The following is a 25357-nucleotide window of genomic DNA, read 5'->3' on the forward strand; positions in this document are numbered from 1 at the left end:
AATAAATACATTATGTTTATATTATATAATATAAAATGTATTTATTGTATAAATATAATACTATTTACAATACTGTTTAAATATGCGACATCAATCGCTCTTTCTCTTAAACAAAATCATAAATTCAAATGAGTCATTCACAAGAAAAACTAGTATCATTCTCTTGGTTTACAAGAACAACAAAGAAATATATCTATTATGTCATCGAACTTAGTTGCGTTGCTGTTGTTTTGCGTTTGCTGGGCTTGGTGAATCCTTTTATTTTTCAAGCGATTATCGACCGTATTCTCCCTTTTCAGCGTATTGAAAGTCTCTATGCTATCGTTGTCTTGATGGTTGCTATCATGCTGTTTAGCACGGCTCTTAGCACTCTATCAGGCTACTTAGGAGCTTATTTAGCCAATCGGCTTACACTAGAATTTGGGCGGCGCATTTACAGCCATCTGTTAAGTCTTTCCTTGCCTGTCTTACGCACTTGGCAAGTGGGAGAACTATTCACGCGAATCGGAGAGGTTGATACAATTCGCGGGTTTCTAACAGGAACCATCGCCACAACTGTTCTAAATGTTCTGTTCGCAATCATTTATCTTGCGGCACTCTTTTCCATTAGTCCGAAACTGACCTTTATTGTCCTTATCATTTTACCTTTACAAATGGGTTCTTTAGCGCTAGTCGGTCCCTTCTTGCGCCGCCAATTACGCCGTGCTTTCACTCTGCAAGCCGCCCATCAATCGCGCCTCATTGAAAGTTTTACCAATCTTGAAGCCATAAAAGCGCATGTAAAGGAGCCAGCTCATACAATACGCATGCAAGAAACTTTAGCCCGTAGTTTAGATCAAAGCCTTACAACCAGTAAATTGCATCTTCTCAATGGAGCCATGAGCCATATTTTTGGTGATCTTTTCACTATTTTTATTATCTTTTTTGGTGCTCAGGCAGTTCTTCAAAACCAGATTACACTAGGACAACTTATTGCCTTTCATCTCCTCGCTGGAAATGTTTCTGGTCCTATCTTAAGCCTTGCATCCCTATGGGAAGAATGGCAGCATTTGAAAATCTCTCGTCTTCGTTTGGGCGATATTCTTAACTCCCCTTCAGAATGGGAAGAAGAAAAGCCGCCTCTTCAACTCAGCGCTCCTCCTCATCTTGAAGCCAACGATCTCTGTTTTTCTTATGGAGATAAGTCCATTATCAATCATCTTAATGTCTGTTTACAACCTGGGCAACCAATTATGTTACTTGGTCCTTCAGGGTGCGGAAAAACAACCTTGGCGAAGCTCCTTTGTGGACTCTCCCCCCCAACAAGCGGAAAGATATTGATTAACGCCCAACCTTTACAGAATTTTGATGTCCGTAGCGTGCGTAAAACAATCGCGTATTTTCCTCAAAATCCTTGCCTTTTTTCCGGAACTATTCTTGAGAATATGCTTCTTGCTAAACCAGATGCCACTAAAGATGAAATCGACGCTGCACTATATGTTAGTGCTTGCCATGATTTGATTGCTCAGTTGCCTTTAGGACTCAATACTCAAGTAGGAGAGCAAGGTGGTTTTTTATCAGGTGGTCAGCGCCAACGCTTGGCTTTGGCTTGTTTCTTTCTGATAAACCCAAGCCTGCTTATTTTGGATGAACCTACTTCCGCATTGGATGACGCTGTCAGTGCACAAATTGTTGAGCATTTATATAAACTTTCACAAGATCGTATTGTTCTTGTTATTACCCACAAAAGTGACCTCTTTCCTCGGCATGCAACCGTCTTAAACTTTACTGATTTGGAGGCAAAAAATGGCAGATAAAGCTCCCTATTTGCGCCCTTTGTCACCAACGCTTCATATGGTTGTTGCTGTTTTGGTCACCTTATTTCTCTTTATTGTGATCGGCAGCTTTATCGCAAAAACAGAGATTGTTGCACGGGGGCAAGGAAGTGTTATTCCCACCGCTTACGTTCAGCTGGTCCAAGCGCAAAATACAGGACGCATTGAGAAAATTCTTGTAAAAGAAGGGCAATTTGTTCATCAAGGCGATCTCCTTATTCAATTAGATCCTCGTGAAGCCCTCAATGAGTGCGCACGTGTTCAAGCAGATATCGCGCAACAAACTCTTCAAGCACAAATCGCAACAGCTATTTTAACAGCTTTACATGAAAGTGATCCTTTGGATAAAGATTTTGTGACCAAAGGGCTTGCCTATCTGCCAGTTCCTCCTTCTGGCAACACGACTGCAAGAATAGAAGGGGAAAAACTCATTAGCGCTACCCTTCAATCTCTCCAAGATAAATTAAGAGCGCTAAAAGCACAGGCGGACCGCGTCGAGCGCAGCGGTGCAACACAACATGCGCAATTAGATAGGTTGGAAGATGATCGTCAATTAAGCCAAGGGAAATTAAAGGCTGCAAAAAGCCTAATGGAAACAAAAGTCATTAGCCAAGCAGTTTATTTAGAGCGTTTACATGACTTTAAAAATGTCGAGCATGAAATTTTAACCAATCAAAGACGTTTGGAAGAAAATGCCGCCGAAATAAACACCCTCCGCCAACAACGGAAAAGTCTCATTTCCGATGAAATCGCCCGCTATCGGCAACTTTCGCGTGAAACAGAACTGAATCTTCAAGGATTAAAAGCAAAGCTTGATAGCACTCAATACCATCTTGACCACTTATCACTTTATGCACCTGTTGATGGACGTATCGATGATTTAAGTATCCATACTTTGGGCGGCTTTGTAGAGGCTGGTAAAACTCTCATGCGCATTGTCCCTGGTGCCGGCGGACTCATTGTCGAAGCGTTTTTTGATAACAGCGATATCGGCTTTTTAGAAAAGGGCCAACGCGCTTACATCAAGTTTTCTGCCTTTCCGCCTGAACGTTTCGGTGTTATCCACGGTACAGTCGTTAATGTAGGCGCTACAGCACGCTATGATAAAGAAATTAATGGTGTCTACGCTGTTTTAATCAAAATTGACCAAGATCACATCACTTTGAATAACAAACAACTTAAATTTATCCCTGGCATGACTGTGACAACGGATGTCATTACCTCAAAACGGCGTCTCATTTCTTATTTCTTTGAACCTATCACCAAAATTTTAGAACAATCTCTAAAGGAAAGATAATGTCTGTAAATGAAAATCCATCACCATCACTCATAGATCCTCTTACAGCGTTAGGAGCTATGGTTGTTTTAATGCTTACATCTCCCTTATACCGCCGCTGGCGAATCTGGGATATCGAACGAAATTTAGGACCAGCTTTACAGACTGGGCAATATAAACTCTATAAAAATGAACGTGGAGAATTTTGTGCCTTTATCACTTGGGCTTTTTTAGATGAAAAAAATCATCAATCTATGCTTGAAAAGGGAGAGCTTTTGTCCGATGCGAATTGGCAAGGCGGAGAATATATGTGGTTTATTGATTGTGTGGCACCCTATGGACATGCTGCTGGTATGGTACGTGACATGCAGCGGCATGTGTTTCCTAATCAGCATTATTGCTACGCTGTTCGGCGTAATGAAGATGGTGGAATACGGAAAATCACCCGCTGGTGTTGCTATAGAGCAAAAAATCCAGTCAAATAGTTTTTCTAAAGCAAGTGCGCATAAATCATTTCCCCCTCGTCTTGTAGAAAAGAATCTTTTAAAAGAGCTCTTTAAGCGATAGCTATAGTAAAAGAAAACCTTACCATATTTAGAGCTAACCCACTATAAATAAGTGTTTCTCAACTTACCAGACTTGCTATGAATAGCAACACAGAGGTTAAGGGGATTGATCCACTCTCAAGCCGAACTTTTATTAACATTTTACCGGAACTGGCTGGGGTACCTGGATTCGAACCAGGGAATGCCGGTACCAAAAACCGGTGCCTTACCGCTTGGCTATACCCCAAAAAAACACGCTTTATAGCGACTCCTGCACCTTATAGCGATTCCTGTGATTGGACGCAATATCTGAAAATCAAAGACTTTACTTTTTTATCATAAAATTTCTGAGTCTTGTATGGCATTGCCATCGATACAAATTCGTAGCAGAAACTGATATACAGTTGTGATTTTAACATAAGAAGGAACCATTTATCCATCAATTATTTTGCTCTTTGTATTGATTTTCTAGGAACAGAAAATGAAAATCTTGCAGTTTACTCATGTATCTAATAAATTTGCATATGATTTACTTTTCTTGATATATTAAAATCCCATCTTTCTCAATTTAAGAAAAAAGCTGTCACCACATTGGCAACCGGTAAGTGTATGATAGTGCTGCTGTGCTCTTGCATTAAGCATAAAGATGATAATGTCCACTAATTTTTACATTATATTATTCATGGGTAGCACCATAAAATGAAATCAAGCACATTGAAAAATATTTCCTAAAAAATAACACTTAATATTCTGTTAAAAACATTTTATATGGTATTTGAAAAAATAGAGCTACAAAAACAAGGAATAATAGCTATTTCCATTTACTTTTTATTCAAAAGATAATGATATTTATTACCCACTCATAGATGTAAAAAAATCTTCAGAAGCAATCTTTATGTAGACCAATACCCTTTTTGATTGATGAATATACATTTCCTAAAAGCTTCTTTTACAAAAAGAGAGACATTAAAACTATTTCATACAAACTAGGTATTCAACATTTGCTTTTAAATGCGGTAAATGGCAAATTAGGCTTATGAAATAAGCTTAACAATTAGAATCGAGGAGATTTTTAAATGGCTTTTGAATTGCCCCCGTTGCCTTATGATTACGATGCCCTTTCGCCTTATATGTCACGCGAAACGCTTGAATATCATCATGATAAGCATCACCTTGCTTATCTTACCAACACCAATAATTTTGTGAAAGAGTTAGGCTTAGAAAATGAAAGCCTTGAAGATATTGTTAAAAAAAGTTTTGGAAAAAATATTGGTTTGTTTAATAATGCAGCACAGTATTACAATCATAACCATTTTTGGCTTTGGATGAAAAAAGATGGTGGTGGTCAAAAACTTCCTGAAAAGTTAGCAAAAGCTATTGACGCTGATCTAGGTGGTTACGATAAATTCCGCGCTGATTTTATTGCTGCTGCTGGTGCCCAATTTGGTGCTGGATGGGCGTGGGTTGCTGTTAAAGATGGCAAGCTTGAAATTATGAAAACACCTAATGGTGAAAATCCCTTAGTGCACAATGCTCACCCTATTTTGGGTGTCGATGTGTGGGAACATTCCTATTACATTGATTATCGCAATGCTCGACCGAAGTACCTCGAATCCTTTGTAGACCATTTAATTAATTGGGACTATGTTTTGAAACTTTATGAAGAATGTGAATTTTAAACTGTCTCAATAATTTTTTAGTGTATGAAAGTCTCTATAATCCAATAAATTATCGGAGACTTTCATACAGAGATATTATGGATTAGCAAAAGTCTTTTCCTGCTATCTTTAGAATATATGCATAGATATAGGCAACTTCTTCTAGCTTTGAAAAACGTCCAGCTGCACCAGCGTGCCCTGAATCCATATTAATACGTAATAAAATTGCATTATCGTCTGTTTTTAGGTCTCGTAATTTTGCCACCCATTTTGCAGGCTCCCAGTAAGTTACACGAGGATCTGTTAATCCTGCCATCACAAGTATAGGGGGATAGTTTTGAGCTTTGACATTATCGTAAGGGGAATAGGAAGCAATAAGCTTATAATCTTCTTCTGATTCAAGAGGATTCCCCCATTCGGCCCATTCTGGAGGAGTGAGTGGCAATGAAGCATCTAACATTGTCGCTAAGACATCAACAAAAGGCACATTTGCTACGATCCCAGCAAAATCCTGTGGAGCTATATTGGCAATGGCTCCCATCAACATCCCCCCTGCTGAACCACCATGAGCAATCAGCCGGTCGTGAGAAGTAAATTTATTGTTTACAAGATAACGCCCACAAGCAATAAAATCTGTAAATGTATTGTGCTTAAAGAGATGCTTTCCTTTCTCATACCATTCTACTCCCTTTTCTTTTCCTCCGCGAATATGAGCAATGGCATAAATAAAACCTCTGTTCACTAGAGAAAGTACATTACTATTGAAACTGGCAGGAATAGAAATCCCATAAGCACCATAACCGTAAAGCAGACAAGGCGCACCACCATCAAGGGGAGTGTTTTTGTGGTAAAAAAGTGAAATAGGAATCTTCTCACCATCGTCTGCTATTGCTGTAATACGTCGTGTTACATATGCATCTTTATTATGCCCAGAGGGAATTATTTGCGTTTTTAAAAGCATTCGTTTACAATTTTTCATCTCATAATCAAACACTTGATCAGGTGTTGTCATAGACGAATAGGAAAAACGAATAGTTGGACTGTTATATTCTGCAACTCCTTGCAGACCTAAAGAATAAGCCTCTTCAGTAAAAGCGATGGAATTAACTTGTTTAGTGGTACGTTCCATTACTTTTATACGTGGAAGCCCCTCAAAACGTTCGATCCAGACAAGAAAATCTTGATAAGCATCATGGGATAATATTAGGCACCCAAGCTGATGTGGGATAAACTCAGACCAATTTTCTGATTGTGGAGATGTATATGGCGCTACCATAATTTTGAAATCTTTTGCATTATCTAAATTGGTTAGAATATAAAAGACATCACCACCCTCTGTAAGTAAATATTCAATACCTTTTTGTCGTTTCCGTACACATTGGGGAACAGTAAAAGGCGCCTCAGCAGGAATTAACCAGATCTCGGATGTTTCATGATCATGAATATTAATATAAATAACATCATTAAGCTTAGAACCGCTTACATCTAAGAAAAAACCTGGATTGTCTTCACGAAAAATAAGCTTATCTTGTGATTGATCTGTGTTTAATTGGTGATAATAGAGCTCTGAAGGTCGGTGGTTTTTATCCATCTTAGTATAGAAAAAACCTTCAGACCTAGCATCCCATACAATTTGACCAGATGTATCAGTAATTATGTCCGTACAGTCAGATAATGTCTCAAAATTACGAATTTTAGCTGTATAGAACTCTGATCCTTTGTCATCATAGGTCCATACCACATGTGTATGGTCAGGAGATTCTTGAACTGAACCAAATTTAAAATATTCTTTGCCTTCTGCCAAGACATCACCATTAAGGTACACGTTTTTTTCTCCGCCATTCCTTGGTGTCCGAAAATAATGTGGTTGTTGGCCTCCGGTAACATAAGAGAATCCGTAAGCAAAAGGGCCATGTTTTATAGGAACAGAACTATCATTCTCTTGGATCCTGTTTTTCATTTCGGTAAAAAGCAAATCTCGTAATGGTTTTGTATCAGCCATTTGAGCTGATTGATAAGCATTTTCTTTTTCAAGATAATGTCGAATATTGGGATCAAGACAGTTAGGATCTTTAAAAACATCTTGCCAGTTAGACGCACGTAGCCAATGATAGGGATCATCACGAAAAATACCATGATATATTTCCTTATGAGTGATTCTAGATGCTTTGGGAGGAATTGCAAAAGTGCGAGTCATACACAATCCTATATTAAAATATGTTAATAGCTTCGTTTATATGTTAGAATCACAATGATTGATGCAAGTGTAAAAACCTATAAGTTCTATTCACTTGCAAAAATAGCACCATGATAATTTTTAAAACTAATACCTTTCTGTTCATTACATATCACAGCTATTGTTTTCTAGGGATATAACACCACTTTTATAATGAAAGTGACTGGTAAAACAATTAAACTATTAGAAAAAGAATTGATTTTTTTTGAAACAGTATAATCGCATAATTTTACAGAAAGGAATAAATATATCTAAAATATTATTATTACTGTATAAAAAATAAAAATGTCCTATCTCCTTTTAATGAATAGTTTTATATTATAAATAATACTATTATGTCATATTTATAATATATCATGTTTTTTATTATTAAATTTTATAAATATAAATAATAAAAACAAATTTAAAACTTATTAAACATAAACTTACTAAACTATAAGTATTCAAAACAAAATATAATAATTTATATATTATATTTTTATAATTAGTAATTTTATTTTTACGTTCTCAAAAAAAATAAATAAATTTTATCATATATTTTTTTATATTTGTGATGTATTATATATTATGTATGATATGTTATAGGGTAAAAATATATTTTAGCATGTAATAATTTCGTTTTTCTTATTGTATATTATGACAAAAAATAGGTATTTATTTGATTTTTTTGTGTTTTGGCAATTTTATAGAATAATTGAATTGACAAAAAAGATTTTTGTACAATATGAAACTCATGTGCATGAGATCTTTATATCATGAGTATATGCACTATATCTCGATTTTGAATTACTCAATTTTAAATTAAAGGAAACAAGAATGGAACATCGTGCAGTCTTAGAGACTGAAAGCAATTTAGTTATTACATTGGTTGCTGATATTGTTGCTGCCTACGTGAGTAATAATTCTATTCGACCGACTGAAGTGCCAAGTTTAATTGCTGATGTCCATGCTGCTTTTCGTAAAGCAGGGAATCTAGAGTTAACAGAAGTCGAAGTTGAAAAACAAAGGCCTGCCGTTAATCCGAAGCGTTCAGTATTTCCTGATTATCTCATTTGCCTTGAAGATGGAAAGAAGTTTAAATCTCTAAAGCGTCATCTCATGACACATTATGGAATGTTGCCAGAGGAATATCGTGAAAAATGGCAGTTAGATAGTTCTTACCCTATGGTGGCGCCTAATTATGCAAAAACACGATCGGCTTTGGCCAAAGAAATGGGGCTTGGACGCAAAAGCAAACGGAAAAAAACTAAATAATCTTATTTTGCGAAAAAATGGTTTCGTGCATAAAGTTGATTTTAGTATACATGTTTTGTGTGAAGCTTTTGTATATATAGCAATTTCTACCAAGGGGATTACATATAGCTTTCGTTACGAATCCGTTTAATCATTGATTTCAAACCATTTGATCGTTGTGGTGTAAGATTTTCATTTAAACCAAGTTTTTCAAAGAGCTCTTGAGCATCAGAATTGCGAATTTCAGAAGCTTTTTTGCCTGAATAAAAAGCAAGAAGTATGTAAATGAGTCCACGCACAATATGAGCATCGGAATCACCTTGAAACGTCAATATTGGATCTTTTGAGTTATTACGTGAAGATAGAAGCCACACTTGGCTAACACAACCAGGAACTTTGTGAGCATCGTTTCGAGCGCTTTCTGGAAAAGGTGGCAATTCATAGCCAAGCTCGATGACATAACGATAACGATCTTCCCAATTATCCAAAAGCGAAAAGTTCTCTATAATATTACCGATTGTTTCCGCCATTATTTTAGTCCTGTTTCGTTTGAATAATCATTCTTGAATACACTTATAAAAAATAAATATTTATTCTTCCTAACATAAATAACACGAAGAACGTTAAAAATCCTTATTTCAAGATAACATTGCATGGTTTTGTAAGAACTCTTGTATTTCGATTTTGTAAGAAACATTAGGGGAAGTCTCTGATATCATTTTTGTTTCCTAATATGTTCCCTAAATATTCATAAGCAGCTCTTGCACCGTAATATGCGCGCTCACCAAGTGAACTTAAAAAGGATTTTCCTACTTTGCAGGTTTTTATATTACGGTCACAAAATGCGCCTAAGTCATTTAAGGCTTCCTTAAAAGCAACAATCACATCGCTCGTTGTTGTCTCATTATTTTGGGGGCTAGAAGAATGGTTACTGCTTGGATCTGCTACAAAAAATGAAATAATGACAAAAATAAAAAATAAAAAAAATGATAATTTGATTAAAAAACGTATCATGGACAATCAATGTACCGCAGTGGTAAATACAATAAAAGAAGCATTTTATACACTGTTGCTTTATAAACAATTTATAAAATGTGCTTTTTATAAAATTGAGTATTCATGTATTGGATCTATATCATTGGCTTTTTTATAAATATGGCACAATTCCGCTGTATAAAATGGGATACATTGTCTATTCAGTAAAAAATTAACATCAAAATTATACACTTACAAGCTGGTCATGTTAATGAACATACTATGATAAAAAATGAGAGAGATAATCGTGTTGTGTACATAATTATTTTAAATAATAGTCCACCATCTTAGCTTAGTTGAAAAAGCTAAAAAGAGTAAACTCTGTTATTCTGACTCTAGTGTCGATAAAATATTTATATTATCTATAAAATTTTTACTGGAATGTTATGAAAATAGTCAACCTGTCAATAAAAACATCAAAAAATAACTGCATCTCTTATGATTACATCTCAAGCCAGTTTTTTCTATAACATTGTAAATATCAATTTAATTAATACTTATGAAAATTATTTAATAGAAGGAATTTATACCAAAATATAATAATATTAAGAGATAATTATTATTACCAAACCGTTTATGGATAAGTAACCATCTATATGTAAATTATAAAGAATAGATAATGATTGTCATCTTTTTAGCGTTATAGGCAAATATTTTCAATTTTATTTTAAATAATAGGCAAACATATGCCCCAAAATGAAGAATAACGTGGCATTATTGTTTAGATAATTATATGTGATAATGCAGTTTGCAAACACCAAAATGATCTTGAATGCTAATCATTTGGTGCTCTCTTTATACACATTAAAGATTTGTATAAAATAAAATGAATAAACGTTGATAAGAACTCTTGTTGATTTATCAACTTATAAATTGATATAATGAAGCCGCTCATTTTAGGAGTTTGAAAGGAAAAATCAATAATGTCAATGCACTTCTCTCTGGCTGGAAGTAAAAACTGATTCATATTCGTTTCCTAATTTATATTTGTTTCTTTGTAAAAAATAAACGCAACTGAAAATAAAAGTAATGGCAACAAAACGAAAGACCTACCGAAAAAAAACTGTAAAACACCGTAAATACTATAGTAGTATTGTTATAACACTTCTTCTTATAATTTTTCATTTTATTTTTTGGAGTGCAAAAACTCTTTATTTCTATACACGAAAAAATACTTTATTTTTTGTTGGATCTTTTCTTTTTAGCATTAGTTTTTTATTTATTTCATTTAATGCTTTATTTTCGCAAATGACAACGCATCAAAATATTTTAACTCAAATGAAATTTTCCTCTGTTCAAAGTATAGGTAAGAGCTCTACTTTATCGGAAAAAGAAGAAAAATCACAAGAACTCTCCCGTGTAACTTCTGTACATTCTCAAAGTCATAAGCACACAAATTCACCTTTACCCTCTCAATCAGCAAGCATGCTGGAAAAGCAAAAAGAACTAGCAAAATTAGGACTTTATGATGGACCATTAGATGGACTGGAAGGACCTAAAACACGCCGAGCCATCACTTTATGGAAACAGCAAACTGCTCAGAGAATGCAAAAGAATGTTCTATCTAATCCCGCAGCAGATGGAATCGCGATATTAATTAAGCAAAGCGAAATAGAAACAAACAATACAAAAAATATGACACACTTAAAAGAAGCTATTTTAGAGCCTTCTGTTGAAGATATTATACAAGTGCAAAAAGCTTTACATATTTTTGGGAATGAGGAGGTTATTGTCACAGGAATAGAAGATCAAAAGACGATAGAAGCCTTAAAACAGTTTCAAAAAATATTTGATCTTCCTGTAACAGGTAAAATTAATCACACAATTTTAATGAAAATGCGTGAAATTGGTTTATTAAATTGAAGCTAATCATAATAATCTCTTAATTTATAATGATAATTCATCTTTCGTTTGTTTAATGCTCCCCTCAAACATTCCTTCATCTCAAGCCCTCTTATTTTCAATCAATCAGAATGGTTTTCTTACACATTACATATTGAGCCGTATAATTTTCTTCAAAAAAACCACAACCGATTGCAGAAAAAAGAATATTGCAAAATAGCAAACGCGCTTATTCTAGCATTTTTATTGCCTCTGATGATAAAAGGACACGAAATTTTTGTAGTATCATGTAAACCTTTCATATTATCGAACCACGAATTGTCCATATATTATCGTCAATTTGATCTTTATAAATATGATGCAAAGAATTTGTGCAAACACCTGTAAGGATGAATAGACGTAAAGCTAATTGTGTTATGGTTGTTGTTTTGCAAAGTGTCTGATAAAAACCGGCACTTCTCTCTAATCTATTGCTGGAAAGTTATGTGTTTTATGACATTGTCTTCTTAAGAGAGCGTGTGCGTTTAGTATTGCCTATAAATCAACATCCAAACTTACCGCAGCAGTATGTTTGAAAAAAATGTTAAGACAGTTTAGTACTTCTCTCAGCTGTTATAGCTTTTATATGCCAAATGGAGGCAAGAATATTACGCATCTCTGTTTGTATAATCTCTTAAAACAGGAAAACAGCCTAATTTGGGAAAAATATGAAAAGTTAAGGTAAAAACCAGTTTTCATCTTTGTCATTTCCTTTTAATTCAGCTTTACGCCTTTCAAAGACATCTAAAGCAATATCTTTAAAATAACGGAAATTACCTATTGCCTCATGCTCTTACTTTATCACATGTCTTTTTGGTCTCACTCCCCCTCACCTAAAACAAAATGTCCCAAACGGAATATACTTGGATTGCCATTCACGGGCTTTCTTAAAAAACATCTCTAAAGCACCTAAAACCACTTCGCAACAACGCCCATGAATAATAATAGTAGTCCCACTGCACGCGCCGCGCATCATCTTTACGCTTTTTGTCAAGAAGCAAGCCGGCACCATTACACACTGTACCTACCTTCAATTTGTGACAGCTCTTGACACTTGAGACGTTTCATAAGAGGCATATCCTTGCTTTATTTTTTTATCTACAGACGCTCATCCCGCCTGTAACATACAAAAAACATGGTTTTGATTGATTCATTATAAAAGAAGTCGAAATAAGAAGATCTTATGATATTTACAGCTTTCATTCAACATGAGAAATAAAAAATTATCTTTATAAATCAATAGATTGTGTAACTTTGATATTCCTTTATAAATGTAAAGATGGGAGTGCATAATGGAGTTTATAAATTTTGGGAAGATTTTTATAAACTTACGGGGAGTTTTACATAATCCCCATTCCACGAATATCAATGTAAAATGGGGCATCCATTGAGAAATGTCTATCTCAAACAGCATGATGCGCAAAAAAAATGCATTTGTTTGGAGCATTCTATTTTGCGTGAGGAGCTCATTCCCCTATAAAAAAGCAAACGCGTAAATTGACTGCACAATAACACGTTTCTCTCTATCAAGAGGTTCGCCAATAAAAAGTGCATTAATAATACATCTTTGTCTATCCTGTGCTTTATATTTTCTCTCATAAACCTCTAAAAAAACACTTTCTCGCGTAACACAACTTATCGTGCATTTTAGAAGCATTTTTATTCCCTTTATTAAAGAAAATAAAAGAATATATAAAAATTTATTTCAGTAATAACGATACAACAAAAAATATTAACCCATTACATCCTTTTTGCTATTGCGGCCTGAGCTGCTGCTAAACGAGCAATTGGCACTCGAAAAGGAGAACACGAAACATAATCCAGGTTATTTTCTTCGCATAAAGCAATAGAGGCAGGATCGCCTCCATGTTCACCGCAAATTCCCAATTTTATTTTTGCACGCTTTGAGCGTCCACGCTGTGCAGCAATGGTAATAAGTTCCCCTACTCCATCACGGTCAATAGACACAAAAGGATCTTGCTCTAAAAGACCTTTTTGAAAATAGGTTGCCAAAAAAGGAGCTGCATCATCACGGGAAATCCCAAAAGTAGTTTGTGTCAAATCGTTTGTTCCAAATGAAAAAAATTCAGCAGTTTCAGCAATTTCATCTGCTCGAAGCGCCGCTCTTGGAAGTTCAATCATCGTCCCAACCATATATTGAATAGTGCTTCCCTTTTCTTTCATCACTTCCTCAGCAACCTGATCAATACGCGCTTTCACAAAATCGAGTTCAGATTTTAGTGCAACCAGTGGCACCATAATTTCAAGCATAACAGGAGATCCAGATTTTTGGGCAGCTTCTGCTGCTGCTTCAAAAATCGCCCGCGCTTGCATTTCTGCAATTTCAGGATAAGTAATAGCTAAACGGCATCCTCGTAATCCAAGCATAGGATTAAATTCGTGCAACTGCTGAGTGCGTTCAGCAAGCACTTCAGCAGAAACACCCATAGCTGTTGCAACATCAAGAATTTCTGCTTTCGTTTTAGGCAAAAATTCATGTAATGGTGGATCTAGCAAGCGGATAGTAACAGGTAAACCACACATAATTTCAAATAATTCACTAAAATCTGAACGCTGCATTGGCAACAGCTTATCTAGTGCTTTACGACGACCACTTTCATCATGACTTAAAATCATTTCACGCATGGCAACGATACGTTCATCAGAAAAAAACATGTGCTCCGTACGGCAAAGACCTATACCTTCAGCCCCAAAAGAGCGCCCCATACGGGCATCAGATGGTGTATCAGCATTAGCGCGAACTCTTATACGTCGCATCCCATCAGCCCATTCCATTAATTTTGCAAAGTCTCCGCAAAGCTGAGGCTGCAACATTGCAACTTTCCCTTTGAAAATTTCTCCACTTCCACCATCAATTGTGATAACATCACCTTTTTTTAAGCTTTCTCCTGAGGCAAACAACGTATTTGTGTTATAATCAATCCGCACACTGCCAGCACCAGAAATACATGGTTTTCCCATCCCCCGCGCAACAACAGCAGCGTGACTTGTCATACCGCCACGCGTTGTTAAAATTCCTTCTGCAGCATGCATACCATGAATATCTTCTGGGCTTGTTTCTACACGGACCAAAATAACTTTGCGACCTTCCGCCGACACAGTTTCTGCCTCTTCTGAAGTAAAAACAATTTCACCAGTTGCGGCTCCAGGAGAAGCAGGTAAACCACGTCCTATAACAAAACGTTCTGCTTTAGGATCAAGTGTTGGATGCAAAAGTTGGTCCAGCGACTTTGCATCAATACGCATCACAGCCTCTTCACGGTTTATTAACCCCTCCTCAACCATTTCAATTGCCGTCTTGAGAGCCGCACGAGCCGTGCGTTTTCCTGAACGAGTCTGAAGCATCCATAATTTACCTTTTTCAATGGTAAATTCGAGATCTTGCATATCCCGATAATGCTGCTCAAGCTTCTGCGCAATCTGACATAATTTCAAAAAAGCCTCAGGCATAATTTTTTCTAACGACGGTCTATTTGAACCAGCAACAATACGCGCACTTTCTGTAATATTTTGAGGCGTTCGAATGCCCGCCACAACATCTTCCCCTTGCGCATTAACTAAAAATTCACCATAAAGTTCTTTTTTCCCTGTCGATGGATTGCGTGTAAAAGCAACACCTGTTGCCGAATCTTCTCCCATGTTACCAAAAACCATAGCTTGCACATTAACTGCCGTTCCCCAACTTTCAGGAATGCTATGTAAACGGCGATAAGTAACTGCACGTGCTGTCATCCAACTTGAAAAAACGGCTCCAATTGCCCCCCATAACTGTTGTTCAGGATCTTGTGGAAAAGGGGTTCCTAATTTTTCTTCAACATAGGCTTTATAAGAAATAATAACATTCTTCCAATCATCTGCTGTCATTTCTGTATCAATAGTGTAACCATTGCATGCTTTTACTTCATCAAGAATCTCTTCAAAATACGAATGGTCTAGCCCCAAAACAACGTTAGAATACATTTGGATAAAACGCCGATAACTATCATAAGCAAAACGTTCATTATTGGCTTGTAAAGCAATTGCTTTTACAGTTTTATCATTCATGCCAAGGTTCAGCACTGTATCCATCATCCCTGGCATAGAAGCCCTAGCCCCTGAACGAACAGACAGCAAAAGTGGTCTTTGTTCATTCCCAAATTCACGTCCTGTTTGTTCAGCAACGTATCTTAGTGCTTGCTTAACAGATTCCTGTAGCTCTTCTGGATATGATTTGTCATGGGCATAATAAAAATTACAAACTTCTGTTGTCAGCGTAAATCCGGGTGGTACGGGCAAACCAAGATTACTCATTTCTGCCAAATTAGCCCCTTTACCTCCGAGAAGGTTACGCTCACTTGCACTTCCTTCTGCCTTTCCATCTCCAAAACTATAAACCCATTTTTTCACTGTACAAATCCTCCCATATCAGCTTCAAAACATCATTCAACCCAGGCTCACTTAAAAGCAATGATTTGATTCAAAATTGGCTCAACGATATCGCTTCATAAATGCATAATATTAATCCTTCCAAAAGAGATAATGACCAAAAGTATCACTATCCATCTTCTGGAAGATTAAGATTCAGTTTTTTAGAAAACTATCAATCACCGAAAAAAATTCTTCTACTTTCATGGCACCTTCATATTTACTACCATTAATAAAGAAAGTAGGTGTTGCTGTGACACCAAGCTCTTTACCGCGTTCAAAAGATGCATTTACTTCATCTAAAATGGACTGATTTTTCAAACACGCAGTAAAACTTTCATCTGTAAAACCAGCCATTAAGCCAATTTTCTTCAATGGTGTTAGAGCATTTTTTCCGAAAGCCCATTCATTTTGTTTTTGAAATAAAACTTCTATCAAAGGAAAATAGCGATCTTCCGGTGCACACCGTGCCAACATAAAACCTGCTGTTGCCCGAGGATCAAAAGCATATTCTCGGAAAATAAGTTTTACTTTTCCTGTTTTGATATATTTTTTACGAATTTGGGGAAGTATATCATTATAAAAATGCGCACAATGGGTACATGTCAACGAAGCATACTCAACAATGACGACTGGTGCATCCGCCTCTCCCTCAAAGCGATCCTTTACTTTACCCGATTGGAGAAGCTCTGCCATATCAACAGTTGCCACTGATTTGGGATCACGCGCTAAAGCAACTGTTACACTGTTTTGTACAATCGTTATGAAGAGAAAAATTATCCCGAAAGATAAAAAAGAACGATATTTTACCATAAATAATACTTTTCTGTTGTTATTAACGAATAGGAATCCAATGCTTTCTCATATATTAAAGAAAAATATATAAAATATCTTTCTATTTATTATTTTTTTCCAAAAAAATGCAACAGCCAAGTTGATAAAGTGCTTGGTGCAAACTTTTATCTTCAATTCCTTCAAGCATTTTTTCCACGCATTTTTTGTCTTGTTCACTCAAAGGCGGTTTTAGAGGCAAGTGATTCATAAAAACCGACATACTCCTTTGCTCAATCTTGATGCGATCAATAGCAATATAGCCAAAAAATCCGTTAATTCTATGAAGTAATTCCTCTGTTTCATGCATCAATTTTAACGCAGCAAATCCTTCACATGCGACAACAAGTGTTGCTGGCTGAAAAACTTCATCTTGATCTGCACGACGTTTCCAAATAATTTTAAGCGGCATTGTATGTTCACTGATATCATAGCCCGCAATCTGTGGCCAATGTTCTATAAGCGCTACATTAAGCCCTGTCCGTTTGCGTAAAACTGGATCAAGTATTTTGTATACCGCCTCAGAAAGAGAATAAAAGATACGTTTTTTAAGTTGTTTTCTCATTTTTAGATCATTGTTCAACCGCTTACTAAATTAAAATCATTTGTTTCATCTAAAAATTTTTGCCTCCTCAATTTATGAAATATCAACAAAATAAAAAGCCTTTTCTCACCAGAGCCTTGACAATAAAAGAGCAAAAAACATGAATTACAAAATAAATAATTTTTTCTTTTGCATTTTATATCTCCCTATGCTTGAAAGCAATCATGTATGAAATTTCTTCGCACCTCCTTGCTTGGTACGATCAAAATCACAGACATCTTCCATGGCGGATTACCCCCGAAAAGCAAAAACAAGGTATCCGTCCTGATCCTTATCAAGTTTGGCTTTCTGAAATCATGCTTCAACAAACAACCGTTGAAACAGTTAAGCCTTATTTTAAAAAGTTTCTAAAACTATGGCCTGATCTTTCCTCTTTAGCAAAAGCCTCCCAAGATGATATCATGAAAGCATGGGCTGGACTTGGTTATTATTCACGCGCACGTAATCTTAAAAAATGTGCGCGACAGCTTGTTGAAAACTACGCGGGACAATTTCCACAATCTGTAAAAGAATTGCGAACTCTAGCCGGTATTGGAGATTATACTGCCGCAGCCATTGCTGCGATTGCTTTTAACCACCCTGTAGCAGTGGTTGATGGTAATGTCGAACGTGTGGTAGCGCGACTTTTTGCTATCACTTCAATATTGCAAAAAGCAAAAGTTGAAATTAAAGAAAAAACACAAAAAATTACTGCTTTAAATCGTCCTGGTGACTTTGCTCAAGCAATGATGGATTTGGGAGCAACAATTTGTACTCCACGCAAACCATCTTGTTATACCTGCCCTCTTCAATGTTTATGCAAAGCAGAAAAGATGCAACAACCGGAGTCTTTTCCAGTTAAAGCCCCTAAAAAAGAACGCCCTTCAAAAACAGGTATTGCTTTTGTGGTCCTTAATAAAAAGAAACAAATTTATTTGGAAAAACGACAGACGCAAAAGCTCCTTGGTGGAATGACCCAAATTCCTAACAATATTGGCATAAACAACGAAAATGGGCTACAAAACGCACCCTTTACTGCCAATTGGCAATTCAAAGGACAAATTACGCATGTTTTTACTCACTTTTCTCTAAAACTTGATGTTTACTATACCGAAGATGTTCATGAAATGAATTGTGAAAATGGTTGGTGGTGTAACATTCAACATCTTGCCGAAGAAGCATTACCTACTGTTATGAAAAAAGCCATTTCCGTAGCACTTCCCAATTCTTTTAGATTTAAATAACCTTCCCTATTCATAAAAATGTTTTCTAATGGAGACTTTTGTATCTCTAGCGATCATTTATTAATCTGTAAAAGAAAAATTTTAAAAAATGAAATAACCAATTTTTTCTACAGACAAAAATTAAGGAGCGATAGAAACGCTTAGAAGCTTTAGATTTAAATTTCAGGATCTATCCTTTTTTCGCTTATGACGGAGCAAGTTAGCACCATCGTTATATTTACCAGCCCCCTCAACATCCCTTGGTACGTGAAACGGATTATAAGAGGTACTTTTAGTTCTTTCGTTAACAATTTTTATTCACACGCCACCCCCGTTTATGACATGCAAGAAAGTAATTTTCATCGATTCAATATGGAACAAATTTGAAATAAGAAAACTTGACGATATTCCGAGGGCAATTCGATATGAGTTGCGCTAAATTATCTTTATAATCAATATATTATATGCACTTTACAGATGTACGTATTCAAAAAAGCACTTAATTTTGAACTTCTGAATGAACCTTTTAATTCTGATATTTCATTTTTATAAGCTTATATTGAAATTTTACTGTTTTGGAACTAAAATGAGAACATAGATTGAAAATTTCTCATTTTAATTTCTTCTAAAAGAAGCATAAAATACTCGCTTGTCGCTTACAAGCGAGATTTAGTGTGTCAATAAAAAACATCTAAGAAAGACTAAAACACCCTCACGTCCATCTCAATCAAGATCAGGTATATTGGTGGTCAATAGAATGAAGCGATCAGCTTAGTTCATAAAACACCCGTTTTTAACATTTGTGAACGTATGATCATTCTTAAATGATCTATGGACTTCAACCGTCCATTTTCCTCATAATACCAAAAGGTCCAACCATTACAACTCTGCGAATCTTGAGCCTTTCTTCCCATTGCGTGAATTGAGCCCGCTTCACCACCATGCATAATCGTACCATCAGCTCTTACAATAGCAGATACTTGCTTCTTACGATCATACAGAACTTCTCCAGGATAGAGTAAACCTGCTTCAAGCAAACTGTTGAATGCTACGCGCGGTTCTGCTTTTTTTCTATCCAAAATCGCTAGTTCTGGTTGCGCTAAAGGTTGAACCGCCGCAATTCTCTCACATGCTGCATCGATGTAATCTTGCTCGCGTTCAATCCCAACAAAATCACGCCCTAAAAGCTTGGCAACAGCACCTGTTGTTCCCGAACCAAAAAACGGATCGAGAATAACATCACCAGGTTTACTAGAAGCCATAATAATACGCGCTAATAACGCTTGCGGTTTTTGTGTTGGATGTAATTTACGCCCCGAATCATCCTTTAAACGTTCAGCTCCAGTGCAGAGAGGGAAAAGCCAATCTGAACGCATTTGTAGATCTTCATTTGCCGCTTTTAAGGCATCATAATTAAATGTGTACTTTTTATCTTTTTGATCTCGCACGGCCCAAATAAGCGTCTCATGAGCATTTTGAAAACGGCGCCCTCGAAAATTAGGCATCGGATTATTCTTGCGCCAAATAATATCATTAAGCATCCAAAAACCTAAATCTTGTAATGCCGTCCCAACCCGAAAAATATTATGGTAAGATCCGATAACCCAAAGTGTTCCGTTGGGTTTTAATACACGACGACAAGCAAGCAACCATGCACGAGTAAAAGCATCATAAGCAGCAAAACTCTCAAACTGATCCCATGCATCATCAACCGCATCAACAAGCGAATGATCTGGACGGTATAAAGCTCCATCCAATTGCAAATTATAGGGTGGATCCGCAAAAATCATATCAACAGAATGTTTTGGAAGTTTTTCTAAAACGGAAACACAATCTCCTTTAAAAATTTTATTGCGCCATGGCATTTGTGAGGGAGTACGAAGGAAATCTTTTTGAAGCTGAATAACTGTCATGAAAAACCCAACAAAATTAACTGAATTTGCCCTATAATCAACCAAAATAGTTTATAGGCCCGCATTACCCATCTATATTTACAAAATAGCGTAAACGTATCGTTAAAGTTCTACAAAATTGATGATTGTTTTTGTTTTTTTAGTAAAAAAAACTTTCATATGAATGAAACCTTAATTTTTTTTTCAATGTACTGTTCCCATATCTTTTATTTCGTAAAAGAATTAAGAATCATTTTCAAAGCGTATTTTTATGAAATAAGATCTTCTCAATATCGTTTTCATGAAAGTTGTCCATCTCGTAACATGTAAAGGAATATCTTATGCCTCAGATAGATCTTATTATTTTTGATTGTGACGGAGTTCTCGTCGACTCTGAATATCTTGCAGCAAAAATTGGATCTCAATTGCTCAAACAAACAGGATATGAAATATCACCCGAAGAATTGAGTGAGCGTTTTGCAGGGCTTATCTTTCGCGATATTCTTAAACACGTTGAACAGGAAACAGAAAAACCTATTTCTGCTCATCTCATAGATCAAATGACTAATATTTTTCGTACACAAATAAAAACTAAATTACGGGCTATTGATGATGTAAGAGAAGCTGTAGAAATTATCCAAACACGCTATCCCTACTGTATCTGCTCTAATGCAAAAAGCGTAGATATAAAAGAGATGCTCATCACGGTTGATCTCTATGACCTTTTTGAAGGTAAAATATTTTCAGCACCTGAAGTTGGAACAAAAAGAACGAAACCGGCCCCTGATGTTTTCCTTTTTGCCGCACAACAATTACAGGCAGAGCCCCAAAACACTATCGTTATAGAAGATTCACTTCATGGTGTACACGCAGCCATAGCAGCAGGCATGCGTGTCATCGGCTTTACGGGAGGATCACATAGCTATCTTGGCCACTCTAATGCACTTGCAGAAGCTGGTGCAGAAACAGTTATTGCAAAACATGCTCATTTAGGAGAAGTCTTAGAAGCAATGGCAGTATGGCGAGATCTATTATAAAAAATCTCTTGAATATATCAATTTGTAAACTCTTGTAAGAAGCATTTTTATTCAAATGTCCTGCTCTTCTCGCTGCTCCTTTTATAATAACTTCAATAAATGCGTAATTCACGACACGGGTGAATTGCATCTCAATGTGAAGGAAAAATATAGCGCCTCATTGAGATCATAAGTCTGTTAACCATTGCACGTGCTTTAAAAAAAGCCAAAAACAGGAGTGCCAACTCATGAAAATTAAACCCTGCTTATCTATCTCAACTCCGATATCCCACTCCCAACCTCAGCAGCTCATCCTGATAAATTATTATATTTGTCAAAAAAGGAATATTACGATGCCTTGCTCGATAAGATGTGAGAATTGCTAGCCTCTTTCATCTGATCAAAAAAATCACATACTATGGTAAAATTGTAAGGGATGTGCCTATTGATCATGGAAAAAATATTAAAATTCGCGGAATCTATGGAACACAAGACTTTATTGAAAATGACAAATGCGTCCTTGTTGAGTTACAAAGGCTTATATTTACTCAATCCAAATCTCATAAACTTGTTGAAGGCTTATTTACTTTGCTGCTTAAATAGTATTTTAACAGCATCAATTGGTACAACCTCCCTAAGATTACAAAAAACAAAAAGAATACACTCTTATGAAGATGTGCATTTTATAAAAAATATTTCATACCAAGTAATTTACAGACAATATATTGATTTATAATCATAATTTATCATGATTCAAATTAAGCAAAAAAACCGAATATTGTAAGATTCTCTCATTTCAAACCTAGATATGCTGAATTAAATAAATAAAGAAATAAAAATGCCTTTTAATGAATCATCTCAAAAGGCAAAAATTGTAGCAACATTAGGAGCGAGAAAAGTGTATGGCAATGCCATCTTTCTTCTTTATAAACGTCAAAAATTCTGATGCCCTAAGAATTTTATATTATGGGGGCTTTATCATCATATCTATCATTGCAAAATAGGCTTGAGTACCTTGAGAACGGTTTCTTTAAAAAAGCACATAAATATGAAACATATAATCATGTTAAACAAGCGACAGCGATACCAATAGTTGCTTAAAATTTTCCGAAAGCACTTAATAGCCTTTTTAAATAAGCAATGAAATCAGATCTTTTCAAAAGTAATCCACTTTCTAAAAATAAAAGCGGCTTTTCAGTTTGGAAAGAAGAAAGTGTTGAAAATATTATCTAATGCTGATCTTTCGGCACTCATAAATATGTCTAAATTATATTCTTCTATACACTGCCTTGCATCATAGTAATATGCTGTTCACATTGGCAATAAAAAGATAATATCATTTATCTCTATCCAATTCGAGCTCTACTTTACACTATGAGAAAATTGTACATTTTTTAGTATCTATAACATATTATTATCTATAAGATAAATGTATATATTTAATAGTAAAGTAAGAATTATTATTCTGCTATCACGATGCAATTAAATAACCATTGAATAATAATTTAATAATATCTATAGAACACACATTCTACAATAATGACTATCTATAATAAATACTATAAATAATAAAATTTTAGCGTGTCCATTCATATTTTAATTGTTAATAATATTTTTATAACCACATCATAATTTTCATTTTTTCTATTATACTATCGATAATAAATAATTTTTTATATATTTAATATGTAAAAATTTTGATCAATTTTATTATCTATAAATGTATTTAAAAAATATATTAATGTCATTTTATAAAAATTATACGATAACCATATGTTATTTTATATATAACACATAATAAAATATTGTATAAAGTTTTTAAAAAATATAATTTGTAATTATGACTGTTACTTTTTTACAATAACGTTTATAAAAATTATAGTTATATTTTTATATGTATTTTTATTATTGACTAAAAATACATATTGAACTATATGGCTTGTATATAGTGTGATATACATAAACATTATGTATATTTCTTACATATATAACTTAAAAATATTTGAGGTAAAGTTATGGTAAAAATATTTAAAAATTATATTTTAAGCATTTTTATAGTGAGCACTTTTTTTATTTCACAAACTGTAAATGTTAATGCAAACTATTTGAAAAACGATACTCCAAAAGAGGAATTTTCTGTTTTCCCAATGGAACAAGTAAAATATGCGAAATCCGATGTAGTTTCTACGACTGCTTTCTATGCTCCGTCTGTAAATTATCAAACAGAACATGGAACAATAGGTGAAGGAAAATTTGAAAAGGTCGTTGAGCCTATGACTATAGGAATGGGGCTATTGTTTACTGGACATGTAATGAGCTTTATAGGATCGATAATAAGTTGGATAAAGGACATAGTATTGATGTTCAAATAATTCAACCTCGTCTAGAACTCTATAATAATAGCTTTATTATGTGGCTATAATTCATTGTAAATAATTACATAATGAAGCTCATTATGCTACAAAATATAAATGTTGTAGATTACATCCAAATATCCAAAGTATAAATTAAGTATAAATTTACGCATATATATTGAATAGTATAAATATTTGAGGTAAATTATGATTAAATTATTTAAAAATCATATATTAAGTATTTTCATTATTTCTGCCTTTTCTCTTTCTCAGGTTGTAAATGTGCATGCAAACTCTTTACAAAATAGTACTCATCGTGAGAATATTTTTGTTTCTGCAATAGAACAGAAAAGAAAGGATGCAGTCCATACCGTTTCTCTCTATAGACCTAGTCTAAATCGTGGAGTGGGTAATGAAGCTACTATTGAAGGAAAATTTGAAAAGGTTGTTGAACCTCTTACACTCGGGGCTTTTGGTATGGGGATGGCACTTGGATATGCATCAAGTACGATAGGCATGTTTTTAGGATGGATAATAAGTAAAATAATATTGTATTTTAAATCTCGTTAAAATTGAAATTTCATCAGAATAAGACCTTCTCATATGAAATATAAACTATGAACATATTCCGTGTTTATCCATTGTTGATGACAAAAACTAATGAATTATCACACTAAGAGTGAAAAAAGCTTTAAATGCTTCTGTTTCTCTCAATGTGCACTAATTCTGCCGATGCATCTATTCAATTCAGATTAAAATAAAAGTATTGGTGGTAAACTATGATTAAAGTATTGAAAACTTACGTATTAAATATTTTTATAGCAGTTGCTTTTCTGCTTTCACAAGTTATAAATGTTCATGCCAATCATTTGAAAAATGATACTCAATGGGAAACTGTCTCTTTAATAGAACAAGGAAAGAAAAAAGCTATCGATATAGCTGCTCTTTATGTCCCAAGTTTCACTCATAAAGCAAAAAGTGAATCTGCCTTTGAAGGAAAATTTGAGAAAGTGTTTGAACCAATTACGCTAGGAGTTTTTTCTACAGTAGGAGCTTTGGGTTTTGGATTCTTGACTGGATCTGTTATGGCCATATTTAGCGGGATAATCGGATGGGCAATAGGAAAAATTAAAGGCAAATAATTCAAAGATACTTAGTTATTTTTTTCTATTTAAAATGAAAATACTTTACAGCCTGCTTCCCATCATTTAGCAGGCTGTTGTATGTTTTCTATGGATAAACTTTAGGTTACCATACTGTATAGCACAAATATAATATCTATTATTATACAAAGTGATAAATTAAGCTAAAAAAGATTATTCAAAGTATAGATTTGCGCACGAAATGCCATAAAA

Annotated in this window: 17 protein-coding genes, 1 tRNA gene and 1 pseudogene; 11 read left to right on the plus strand and 8 right to left on the minus strand. The window is 34.9% G+C overall.

Features of this window, described 5'->3' with window-relative positions:
* Positions 1-128: 128 nt before the first annotated feature.
* The 3 genes from ACFIMS_RS06235 to ACFIMS_RS06245 are packed head-to-tail and all read left to right on the plus strand — an operon-like array spanning position 129 to position 3575.
* A complete protein-coding gene (locus ACFIMS_RS06235; protein ID WP_375675038.1) occupies positions 129-1796 on the plus strand; it encodes a peptidase domain-containing ABC transporter in 1668 nt (555 codons plus the stop codon).
* Positions 1786-3111: an HlyD family type I secretion periplasmic adaptor subunit gene (locus ACFIMS_RS06240; RefSeq protein ID WP_375619329.1), complete on the plus strand. Its 1326-nt coding sequence runs from the start codon at positions 1786-1788 to the stop codon at positions 3109-3111. The genes ACFIMS_RS06235 and ACFIMS_RS06240 overlap by 11 nt, the downstream gene beginning before the upstream one ends.
* Positions 3111-3575 carry a toxin-activating lysine-acyltransferase gene (locus ACFIMS_RS06245; RefSeq protein ID WP_375619328.1) on the plus strand — a complete coding sequence of 155 codons (465 nt, stop codon included), beginning with the start codon at positions 3111-3113 and terminating at the stop codon, positions 3573-3575. Before ACFIMS_RS06240 ends, ACFIMS_RS06245 begins: the two co-directional genes overlap by 1 nt.
* Positions 3576-3807: 232 nt before the next feature.
* Here the strand turns inward: ACFIMS_RS06245 and ACFIMS_RS06250 are convergent.
* Positions 3808-3882 (minus strand) — tRNA-Gln (locus ACFIMS_RS06250).
* Between the two features lie 829 nt (positions 3883-4711).
* On the opposite strand from ACFIMS_RS06250, the gene ACFIMS_RS06255 reads away from it, so the two are divergent.
* Positions 4712-5314, plus strand: coding sequence for a superoxide dismutase (locus tag ACFIMS_RS06255; RefSeq protein ID WP_375668539.1), 603 nt, complete (start codon positions 4712-4714; stop codon positions 5312-5314).
* A gap of 82 nt (positions 5315-5396) precedes the next feature.
* Here ACFIMS_RS06255 and ACFIMS_RS06260 read toward each other — a convergent pair whose 3' ends face one another.
* A complete protein-coding gene (locus tag ACFIMS_RS06260) occupies positions 5397-7490 on the minus strand; it encodes a S9 family peptidase (protein ID WP_375638056.1) in 2094 nt (697 codons plus the stop codon).
* An 855-nt stretch (positions 7491-8345) separates the two neighbouring features.
* Between ACFIMS_RS06260 and ACFIMS_RS06265 the strand changes: the two genes are divergently transcribed.
* The gene (locus tag ACFIMS_RS06265) at positions 8346-8783 is read left to right on the plus strand and encodes a MucR family transcriptional regulator (RefSeq protein ID WP_012754848.1); all 438 of its coding nucleotides are present in this window, start codon (positions 8346-8348) and stop codon (positions 8781-8783) included.
* Positions 8784-8881: 98 nt separating this feature from the next.
* On the opposite strand, the gene ACFIMS_RS06270 is transcribed toward ACFIMS_RS06265, so the two are convergent.
* Both ACFIMS_RS06270 and ACFIMS_RS06275 read right to left on the minus strand, forming a co-directional pair.
* Positions 8882-9292, minus strand: a complete 411-nt coding sequence (locus ACFIMS_RS06270) for a SufE family protein (protein WP_375611146.1) — start codon at positions 9290-9292, stop codon at positions 8882-8884.
* Between the two features lie 108 nt (positions 9293-9400).
* Positions 9401-9776: pseudogene (locus ACFIMS_RS06275) on the minus strand (DUF5330 domain-containing protein).
* 1050 nt (positions 9777-10826) lie between these two features.
* On the opposite strand from ACFIMS_RS06275, the gene ACFIMS_RS06280 reads away from it, so the two are divergent.
* Positions 10827-11660, plus strand: a complete 834-nt coding sequence (locus tag ACFIMS_RS06280) for a peptidoglycan-binding domain-containing protein (protein WP_375696498.1) — start codon at positions 10827-10829, stop codon at positions 11658-11660.
* 1758 nt (positions 11661-13418) lie between these two features.
* Here ACFIMS_RS06280 and ppdK read toward each other — a convergent pair.
* The 3 genes from ppdK to ACFIMS_RS06295 all read right to left on the minus strand — a co-directional run bounded on the left by ppdK (position 13419) and on the right by ACFIMS_RS06295 (position 17499).
* On the minus strand, positions 13419-16085 hold the full coding sequence (gene ppdK, locus ACFIMS_RS06285) for a pyruvate, phosphate dikinase (protein ID WP_375613012.1): 2667 nt from the start codon (positions 16083-16085) through the stop codon (positions 13419-13421).
* Positions 16086-16259: 174 nt separating this feature from the next.
* On the minus strand, positions 16260-16916 hold the full coding sequence (locus ACFIMS_RS06290) for a DsbA family protein (RefSeq protein WP_375611143.1): 657 nt from the start codon (positions 16914-16916) through the stop codon (positions 16260-16262).
* Between the two features lie 82 nt (positions 16917-16998).
* Entirely contained in the window at positions 16999-17499 is a 501-nt protein-coding gene (locus ACFIMS_RS06295; RefSeq protein ID WP_375638055.1) for a DUF721 domain-containing protein, read from the minus strand.
* A gap of 203 nt (positions 17500-17702) precedes the next feature.
* Between ACFIMS_RS06295 and mutY the strand changes: the two genes are divergently transcribed.
* Positions 17703-18761, plus strand: a complete 1059-nt coding sequence (gene mutY / locus ACFIMS_RS06300; RefSeq protein WP_375620664.1) for an A/G-specific adenine glycosylase — start codon at positions 17703-17705, stop codon at positions 18759-18761.
* Positions 18762-19516: 755 nt separating this feature from the next.
* Here mutY and ACFIMS_RS06305 read toward each other — a convergent pair.
* Complete coding sequence (locus tag ACFIMS_RS06305; RefSeq protein ID WP_375613050.1) at positions 19517-20605, minus strand: site-specific DNA-methyltransferase; 1089 nt, start codon at positions 20603-20605, stop codon at positions 19517-19519.
* A 368-nt stretch (positions 20606-20973) separates the two neighbouring features.
* On the opposite strand from ACFIMS_RS06305, the gene ACFIMS_RS06310 reads away from it, so the two are divergent.
* From ACFIMS_RS06310 to ACFIMS_RS06325, 4 genes are all read left to right on the plus strand, one after another.
* Complete coding sequence (locus ACFIMS_RS06310) at positions 20974-21669, plus strand: HAD family hydrolase (RefSeq protein WP_375613014.1); 696 nt, start codon at positions 20974-20976, stop codon at positions 21667-21669.
* 1994 nt (positions 21670-23663) lie between these two features.
* On the plus strand, positions 23664-24020 hold the full coding sequence (locus ACFIMS_RS06315; protein WP_375668543.1) for a hypothetical protein: 357 nt from the start codon (positions 23664-23666) through the stop codon (positions 24018-24020).
* A 189-nt stretch (positions 24021-24209) separates the two neighbouring features.
* On the plus strand, positions 24210-24572 hold the full coding sequence (locus tag ACFIMS_RS06320) for a hypothetical protein (protein ID WP_375628296.1): 363 nt from the start codon (positions 24210-24212) through the stop codon (positions 24570-24572).
* A gap of 209 nt (positions 24573-24781) precedes the next feature.
* On the plus strand, positions 24782-25144 hold the full coding sequence (locus ACFIMS_RS06325) for a hypothetical protein (RefSeq protein ID WP_375613017.1): 363 nt from the start codon (positions 24782-24784) through the stop codon (positions 25142-25144).
* The last annotated feature ends 213 nt before the right edge of the window (positions 25145-25357 follow it).

The sequence above is a fragment of the Bartonella sp. AP331QHHD genome, from assembly GCF_042195905.1.
GTDB lineage: Bacteria > Pseudomonadota > Alphaproteobacteria > Rhizobiales > Rhizobiaceae > Bartonella.

Coding starts and splice junctions, on each gene's coding strand:
- ACFIMS_RS06235 (WP_375675038.1), top strand. CDS start 129: ATGAGTCATTCACAAGAAAAACTAGTATCATTCTCTTGGTTTACAAGA.
- ACFIMS_RS06240 (WP_375619329.1), top strand. CDS start 1,786: ATGGCAGATAAAGCTCCCTATTTGCGCCCTTTGTCACCAACGCTTCAT.
- ACFIMS_RS06245 (WP_375619328.1), top strand. CDS start 3,111: ATGTCTGTAAATGAAAATCCATCACCATCACTCATAGATCCTCTTACA.
- ACFIMS_RS06255 (WP_375668539.1), top strand. CDS start 4,712: ATGGCTTTTGAATTGCCCCCGTTGCCTTATGATTACGATGCCCTTTCG.
- ACFIMS_RS06260 (WP_375638056.1), bottom strand. CDS start 7,490: ATGACTCGCACTTTTGCAATTCCTCCCAAAGCATCTAGAATCACTCAT.
- ACFIMS_RS06265 (WP_012754848.1), top strand. CDS start 8,346: ATGGAACATCGTGCAGTCTTAGAGACTGAAAGCAATTTAGTTATTACA.
- ACFIMS_RS06270 (WP_375611146.1), bottom strand. CDS start 9,292: ATGGCGGAAACAATCGGTAATATTATAGAGAACTTTTCGCTTTTGGAT.
- ACFIMS_RS06280 (WP_375696498.1), top strand. CDS start 10,827: ATGGCAACAAAACGAAAGACCTACCGAAAAAAAACTGTAAAACACCGT.
- ACFIMS_RS06290 (WP_375611143.1), bottom strand. CDS start 16,916: ATGGTAAAATATCGTTCTTTTTTATCTTTCGGGATAATTTTTCTCTTC.
- ACFIMS_RS06295 (WP_375638055.1), bottom strand. CDS start 17,499: ATGAGAAAACAACTTAAAAAACGTATCTTTTATTCTCTTTCTGAGGCG.
- mutY (WP_375620664.1), top strand. CDS start 17,703: ATGTATGAAATTTCTTCGCACCTCCTTGCTTGGTACGATCAAAATCAC.
- ACFIMS_RS06305 (WP_375613050.1), bottom strand. CDS start 20,605: ATGCCATGGCGCAATAAAATTTTTAAAGGAGATTGTGTTTCCGTTTTA.
- ACFIMS_RS06310 (WP_375613014.1), top strand. CDS start 20,974: ATGCCTCAGATAGATCTTATTATTTTTGATTGTGACGGAGTTCTCGTC.
- ACFIMS_RS06315 (WP_375668543.1), top strand. CDS start 23,664: ATGGTAAAAATATTTAAAAATTATATTTTAAGCATTTTTATAGTGAGC.
- ACFIMS_RS06320 (WP_375628296.1), top strand. CDS start 24,210: ATGATTAAATTATTTAAAAATCATATATTAAGTATTTTCATTATTTCT.
- ACFIMS_RS06325 (WP_375613017.1), top strand. CDS start 24,782: ATGATTAAAGTATTGAAAACTTACGTATTAAATATTTTTATAGCAGTT.